At 50.3% G+C, this 7024-nt stretch carries 7 protein-coding genes and 2 tRNA genes; 2 read left to right on the forward strand and 7 right to left on the reverse strand.

What is annotated here, in order from left to right; genetic code table 11:
- Positions 1-12: 12 nt before the first annotated feature.
- From ilvG to Dpoa2040_RS15355, 4 genes are all read right to left on the reverse strand, one after another.
- The gene (gene ilvG, locus Dpoa2040_RS15340; RefSeq protein ID WP_168641815.1) at positions 13-1659 is read right to left on the reverse strand and encodes an acetolactate synthase 2 catalytic subunit; all 1647 of its coding nucleotides are present in this window, start codon (positions 1657-1659) and stop codon (positions 13-15) included.
- 141 nt (positions 1660-1800) lie between these two features.
- Positions 1801-1899 (reverse strand): ilv operon leader peptide, encoded by a 99-nt coding sequence (gene ilvL, locus Dpoa2040_RS15345; protein WP_071604349.1) that lies wholly within the window; start codon positions 1897-1899, stop codon positions 1801-1803.
- A 131-nt stretch (positions 1900-2030) separates the two neighbouring features.
- Positions 2031-3254 (reverse strand): MFS transporter, encoded by a 1224-nt coding sequence (locus Dpoa2040_RS15350; RefSeq protein ID WP_168641816.1) that lies wholly within the window; start codon positions 3252-3254, stop codon positions 2031-2033.
- 133 nt (positions 3255-3387) lie between these two features.
- Positions 3388-3591 carry a hypothetical protein gene (locus Dpoa2040_RS15355; RefSeq protein ID WP_168641817.1) on the reverse strand — a complete coding sequence of 68 codons (204 nt, stop codon included), beginning with the start codon at positions 3589-3591 and terminating at the stop codon, positions 3388-3390.
- 29 nt (positions 3592-3620) lie between these two features.
- Between Dpoa2040_RS15355 and Dpoa2040_RS15360 the strand changes: the two genes are divergently transcribed.
- Complete coding sequence (locus tag Dpoa2040_RS15360; protein ID WP_168641818.1) at positions 3621-5147, forward strand: YifB family Mg chelatase-like AAA ATPase; 1527 nt, start codon at positions 3621-3623, stop codon at positions 5145-5147.
- Between the two features lie 62 nt (positions 5148-5209).
- Here the strand turns inward: Dpoa2040_RS15360 and Dpoa2040_RS15365 are convergent, their stop codons facing one another.
- Complete coding sequence (locus tag Dpoa2040_RS15365; protein ID WP_042873358.1) at positions 5210-5548, reverse strand: DUF413 domain-containing protein; 339 nt, start codon at positions 5546-5548, stop codon at positions 5210-5212.
- Positions 5549-5667: 119 nt separating this feature from the next.
- On the opposite strand from Dpoa2040_RS15365, the gene hdfR reads away from it, so the two are divergent.
- Positions 5668-6495: an HTH-type transcriptional regulator HdfR gene (gene hdfR / locus Dpoa2040_RS15370; RefSeq protein ID WP_042873360.1), complete on the forward strand. Its 828-nt coding sequence runs from the start codon at positions 5668-5670 to the stop codon at positions 6493-6495.
- Positions 6496-6821: 326 nt separating this feature from the next.
- Here the strand turns inward: hdfR and Dpoa2040_RS15375 are convergent.
- Together Dpoa2040_RS15375 and Dpoa2040_RS15380 are read right to left on the reverse strand one after the other, a co-directional pair.
- Positions 6822-6897: transfer RNA gene (locus Dpoa2040_RS15375), tRNA-Trp, on the reverse strand.
- Positions 6898-6905: 8 nt separating this feature from the next.
- Positions 6906-6982: transfer RNA gene (locus Dpoa2040_RS15380), tRNA-Asp, on the reverse strand.
- Between the last annotated feature and the right edge of the window lie 42 nt (positions 6983-7024).

Here is a 7024-nt window from a genome sequence, read left to right on the forward strand (position 1 = left end):
AGTCTCCTGCCATTATTCTGTTTTATCCAGCATCGTTTCATTACCGGCACCCGGCGGCACCAGCGGCCAGACATTCTCATTCTCATCGATGGAAACATGCAGCAGATAAGGGCCTTCGCTGTTCAGCAATGCATCCAGGGCAGAGTCAATCTGGTCTTTACGGGTGATATGCTGGCCGGGAATGCCGAACGCACTGGCCAGTATCAGGAAATCAGGGTTATCAGAGAGGTTGGTTTCACTATAACGTTCGTCAAAAAACAGTTGTTGCCATTGTCGAACCATCCCCAATCGCTGATTATCCAGCAAGACTATCTTCAGCGGCAGGCGTTTTCGCTTGATGGTGCCAAGCTCCTGCACATTCATCATGAACGAGCCGTCACCCGAAATACAAATTACGGTATTGTCAGGACGCGCTACCTGCGCGCCGACCGCTGCCGGCACGCCAAACCCCATGGTGCCCAGACCGCTTGAGGTGATGAAATTTTCCGGGCGGGTGAAGTGCATATGCTGAGCGGCCCACATCTGATGCTGACCGACATCAGTGGTGACCACTGTTTCAGCAGGCATACGATCCGCCAGCGTACGCAGCAGCGCCGGCGCATAAATAGCCTCACCGGGATGATCATAGCGCCATTCATATTCCGCTTTCATCATCGCAGCTTGCCGACGCCAGTCGGCAATATTCAAGGGTTGCTGCAATGCCGGCAACAATTGATTCAGATCACCGCACAACGCCACATGCGCCTGCCGCAGTTTGTTCAGTTCAGCCGGGTCGATATCCATGTGGATCACACTGGCGTGTGGCGCAAACGCACTCAACTTGCCCGTTACGCGATCATCAAAGCGCGCGCCAACGGCAACTAATAAATCGCACTCCTGCACCAGCAGGTTCGCAGCACGGGTACCGTGCATACCGATCATGCCAAGATAGTAAGGGTTGTCTTTCTCCACCGCGCCCAACCCTTTGAGAGTCACTACCGCAGGGATGTGAGTCGTCTCGATAAAGGTGCGCAGCGCCGGAACCGCCTGCGCCATGCCCACGCCGCCGCCGACATACAGTACCGGTCTTTTCGCCTGCGCCAGCATCGCCCGCGCCTCTGTGACCTGTTGGGGCGAAAATGGCATAACGTCATCCACCGGCATAAAACAGGGAGAAAAATCCCCTTCCGCCAACTGGATATCCTTGGGAATATCAATCAGCACCGGACCAGGGCGACCGCTACGCGCCACAGCAAAGGCTTCGGCCATGATTTCCGGTAATGACTCGATAGAGTCCACCAAAAAACTGTGCTTAGTGCAGGCCAGCGACAAGCCAAGCACATCGATCTCCTGAAAAGCATCAGTCCCGATCAACGCTGAACCGACCTGGCCGGTAATCGCCACAATAGGCACCGAATCCAGCAGGGCATCTGCCAGCCCGGTAATCAGATTGGTGGCACCAGGGCCGGAGGTCGCAATACAAACTCCGACTTTACCGGTAGAACGGGCATAACCGATGGCGGCCATCGCTGCCCCTTGTTCATGGCGACAGAGCAGGTGTTCCACGCCGCCATCATATAACGCATCATAGACCGGCATAATAGCGCCACCGGGATAACCGAATACCGTTTCCACTCCCTGAGCCCGCAACGCTTGCACCACCCACTGCGCACCATTCATAGTTATTTCCCCAACTCAATCTGAGGAAAACAGCATTTTATGCTACTCAACATGTTCTGCTCCCTTGTTGCGGTTACCGGGCCATAAAAGAAAACCCCCGACCTTTCGGTGCGGGGGTTTTCTTGAATCCGGCCTTGATTTTCAAGCCTTTCTTCGTCGAAGTGCAGCCCCGCACGGTGGAATAATAATCACCACCACGCTAATCACGACTAGGCTAATCACCAGAGTTAAGGCTTTCATTTCAGGTTGTTCATTAATCTACTGTCGAACGAATACCTACAGAGTTATCACAGTAATCCGCACTGTGACAACTCTTTTTTCCATCGTCATGTGGCCAGCAAATTAATCAGCCTCACAAAATAACTTATTATTCATGCACTAACCTGTGAAGCACCCACATCATGTTTTTTTGCCGCCCAACGACTATCAGAAAATGCCGCCAGCACCGCAATCACAATCGCCACTACTCCCGCCACAATCGCCATCGCCAGCGCATAGTTATGGTTGTGCGCTTCAGCAATGCTCGCCTGTAACGTAGCGTTGACCGACGCAATAAGGTTGCCAAGTTGATAGACAAAACCGGGGAGCACCGCACGCGTATTACTCGGTACCAATTCATTCAGGAAGGTCGGAATGACCCCCCAGGCACCTTGCACCATGAACTGAATTAAAAACGCGCCCAGCCCCAACGTCCAGGGACCTTGTGAAAACGCCCACAACGGAATAACCGGCAATGCCAGTAACGCAGCTGCCATAATGGCGTTCTTCCGGCCAATACGTTCCGACAAGGTTCCAAAAAAAATACCACCGATAATCGAAGCAATATTGTAGCTGATAGCGATCATGCTGACGGTTTTCGCGTCAAAACCATGCTGAATTTTTAAAAATGCCGGATACAAGTCCTGCGTACCGTGGCTGAAGAAATTGAACGACGCCATTAACACCACCAGATAAATGCAAAGTTTCCAGTGTGTCTTCAACACCGGCAACAACGCCGTACTTTCCTTGCGCACCCTGGCTGCCCGCCATACCGGCGACTCTTCCACACAGAAATAAATAAACGGCAACAACAAGATAGGAACAGCACCAATGATAAACATGCCACGCCAGCCTACCTGATCAAACAACACCCCATAGACCACTGCCGCCAGCAAATAACCAAACGGGTATCCGGCCTGGAAAATGCCGGACATCAATCCGCGTGAACGGTCTGGAATGGTTTCCATCGCCAGTGAAGACGCAACGCCCCAGATCCCCCCCATCGCCACGCCATAAACCACCCTCAACAGCAGAAATACCGCAATATTCGGTGCCGCAGCGGATAACAGTTCAAACAACGAGAACATCACGATGTTCAACATCAAAATCGGCTTGCGGCCAAACCGCTCCGCCAAACGCCCAAACAACAGTGCCCCGATAGGACGAACAGCCAATGTCAGCAGAATAGCCAGCGTCACCTGTTCCAGGCTTACGGAAAACGCGTGGGCAAGTTCGCTAAGCAGAAAAACCAGAACGAAGAAATCAAATGCATCCAGTGCCCAGCTTAAAAAGCTGGCAATAGCTGCATTACGCTGTAGAGAAGTCCAACCAAACATAATTTTTATCCTGTCCTGATAGTGGAGACATTTACATGCCATTAGCAGGCTGGACGGCAGGCAATGCCGCAGTCTCAGTCAATGAAACGAAATGAAGCGATGTGAAAATCGCAGATAATATTTTAAATATTTGTTAAATACGCTTATCCCGGCTATCGAGCAATGCCGTGAGCGGCACGAATCTGTTGCGAATACGTCCATCTTGTAACTCTTTATTAACAACATTCGGAAGCACGCACACAATTTCATGAATTTCGCCTGAAAGAGCAGATTGTTTTCTGGCAACGTTTCGCAAAACGGCCACCTCTACGATGTGATCAAGCAGCGGGATAGGCATGATGTTCAGGTCACAGGGAGGAGCGAACAATGACACTGGCAGTGACCTATACGCGAGCTACCATCGGTATGCAGGCACCAGAAGTCTCGATTGAAGTGCATATCAGTAACGGCTTACCCGCACTAACGCTGGTTGGCTTACCGGAAACCACGGTCAAGGAAGCACGAGATCGGGTACGCAGTGCGTTGATCAACTGCGGTTTTACCTTTCCGGCCAAGCGGATTACCGTCAATCTGGCTCCGGCGGATCTACCCAAAGAAGGCGGACGGTATGATCTCCCTATCGCACTGGCCATTCTGGCGGCCTCAGAACAGATTGCTGGCGAGAAGCTTACGCAGTATGAATTCCTCGGAGAACTTGGGCTATCAGGTAGCCTGAGAGGTGTTCATGGTGCTATTCCCGCAGCAATGGAAGCACAAAAAGCAGGTCGTGGACTGATTCTGCCGGAAGACAACAAAATGGATATTACGCTGGTTCCTCATGGTGATACCCTTCTGGCTAATCATCTGCTGCAAGTCTGTGCTTTTTTGCAAGGTGAAACAGCCTTACTGCGCGGTAATGACATTATTCCCCAAACATCACCCCATACGCCGACACCAGACCTGAAAGAGATAATCGGTCAGGAACAAGCTAAACGTGCGCTGGAAATCGCAGCCGCAGGTGGACATAACTTGTTATTGCTTGGCCCACCAGGAACCGGCAAAACCATGCTAGCCAGCCGCCTGCCCGGTTTGCTACCAGAGCTTAATGACAACGAAGCACTGGAGAGCGCCGCCATCAATAGCCTGATTGATATTCAGCCCGGTCTGTCGCAATGGCGTAAACGACCATTCCGCTCGCCTCATCACACCGCATCGATTACTGCGCTGGTCGGTGGAGGTGTGCTGCCCAAACCGGGCGAGATCTCGTTGGCGCATAATGGCGTATTATTTCTGGATGAACTACCGGAATTTGAACGACGGGTGTTGGATTCACTGCGGGAACCATTGGAGTCTGGTGAGATAGTCATTTCACGTACCCGTGCCAAGGTCTGTTATCCTGCCCGGTTTCAGTTGGTGGCGGCTATGAATCCCAGTCCATCAGGCCATTATCAGGGCATCCATAACCGTATGCCGGCACAACAAATTCTGCGCTATCTCAACCGGCTTTCAGGCCCCTTTCTGGATCGTTTTGATTTATCTATCGAAGTACCATTGCTACCGCCTGGTATCCTTCGACAGCAAACACGTATCGGTGAAGACAGCGCAACCGTACGGGAGCGGGTATTTGAGGCCAGAAAACGACAATTGGCTCGTATAGGCAGAATCAACGCACAAATGAAATCGGATGATATCGCCAGTCACTGCCGGCTAAAAAATGAAGATGCCGCGTATCTGGAAGAAGTGATGAGTAAATTGGGGCTTTCGGTCAGAGCCTGGCACCGAATACTAAAAGTCTCACGTACCATTGCAGATCTGGGAGGAGAAGATCAAATTCGCCGTGCCCATTTATCAGAAGCACTCAGCTATCGCTGCATGGACCGCCTGTTGATTCAACTGCACAAAAGCCTGGCATGAAACAGAGTTTGCCTTCGATAATCAATACCAGATATGAAAATGGGGCCGGAGCCCCATTCAGATTAATCATCGCTTTCAGTGTACTCTTCCACCGTATCCATTTGCGGCTTACCGCCAGACAGCGTATGGAAGCGTTTAGGACGGCGAATACGGCTGGTATATTTCGCCCAGATTCTTTCCAATTCGGTCTGTGCTGCACGCTCACCACGGCATACAGCGACAAACTGAGTCTCTTCCTCTGTTACAGGATGACGCTTGCCCGAATCAAGTTCGTTAAATGCCTGTCCATAACGCTCCAGCAGTTGAGCTTCTTTAATCGTAAAGTCACCATGCCGGGAAAAACCACGTGGATAGAATTTGTTATCAAAAAAACGACTGGTTGTTGAGAAGCTTTCCGCCATTTTACACGCTCCTAATTCTCATATGGTCGTGCCGTTTATGGCGCGGAGTATTAGATAGGCTTGACTTCCTGTAAAACAAAACATTTAAATCATGACGATAAAAAAATTTTGGAGGAAATATGGATACCGACTTACTAAAAACCTTTCTGGAAGTCAGCCGGACAAGACACTTCGGTCGGGCAGCCGAATCATTGTATCTGACACAATCAGCAGTGAGTTTTCGTATCAGGCAACTGGAAAATCAGCTAGGTGCCAATTTATTCACCAGACACCGTAATAATATTCGCCTGACACCTGCTGGCGAGCGTCTGCTGCCTTATGCAGAAAGTCTCATCGGTACCTGGCAAATTGCTAAAAAAGAGGTCGCACGTTCTCAGCAGCATAGTCAGCTTTCGATTGGTGCCACGGCTTCGCTTTGGGAAGCATTCCTGACACCCTGGTTGAATGAACTCTACCAGCAACGTCCGCTGCTACAGTTGGAAGCAAGAATCGCATTACGGCAAACACTGATTAAGCAGCTCCATGAGCGTCAGCTGGATTTACTGATTACTACTGAATCTCCGAAGATGGATGAACTTTCCTGTCAGTTATTAGGCAATTTTTCCCTATCTTTATTCACCGCCGCCAACAGCATTCTCGCGGAAGAACGACCGTATATCAGACTGGAATGGGGGGCTGATTTCCATCAACATGAGGGGCCTTGGTTACCCGGCGATCAAGTACCTTCACTTACCACATCCTCTGCTCATCTGACACGTCAGTTGATGTCAACCATTGGCGGTTGTGCATTTCTACCCAGTGAGTGGTCACAGCACTATCCCGAATTGCTGTTAATTCCGGAGGTCAATATTGTGGTTCGCCCCTGTTATGCTGTCTGGCTAGAAAACAGCGATCAACAGGAATTGATCAAACAGTTACTGAAAACCCCACTGAACATCGTTTCTTAAACCGTTATACAATTTAAATATGCGATCTGCCTGAAAGTCCAATGGGCTTTCGGAAGATCGACAGATCTCATTCACTAACCATCACTCCCAGCAGATATAACTGTCTGCGAAGAGCTTTTGCACTCTTCAAACCCTATCAAGGCATTACCAGTTATTAAGAACCGCAACGATCCTATACTGCCCTTTTAGAGATAAGCCAGAAGCACTTTTTCGTCGCAAATAACTCGAAAATCATCGTAGATATGTCTGCCAAAAGCAGAGAATATGAAATGAAAACTAATAGACGCAAAAAAAAACCTTCACGTCAACGCGAAGGTTTTTTAGTTTGGCAGGGGCGGAGAGGCTCGAACTCCCAACACCCGGTTTTGGAGACCGGTGCTCTACCAATTGAACTACGCCCCTAAATAGGGTGGCGGTGCGGACGGGACTCGAACCCGCGACCCCCGGCGTGACAGGCCGGTATTCTAACCGACTGAACTACCGCACCACCGATTCTGTATGTTATCGAAGAGGTCATTTCGATAACCGG

Source organism: Dickeya sp. CFBP 2040 (genome assembly GCF_012273755.1).
GTDB lineage: Bacteria > Pseudomonadota > Gammaproteobacteria > Enterobacterales > Enterobacteriaceae > Dickeya > Dickeya poaceiphila.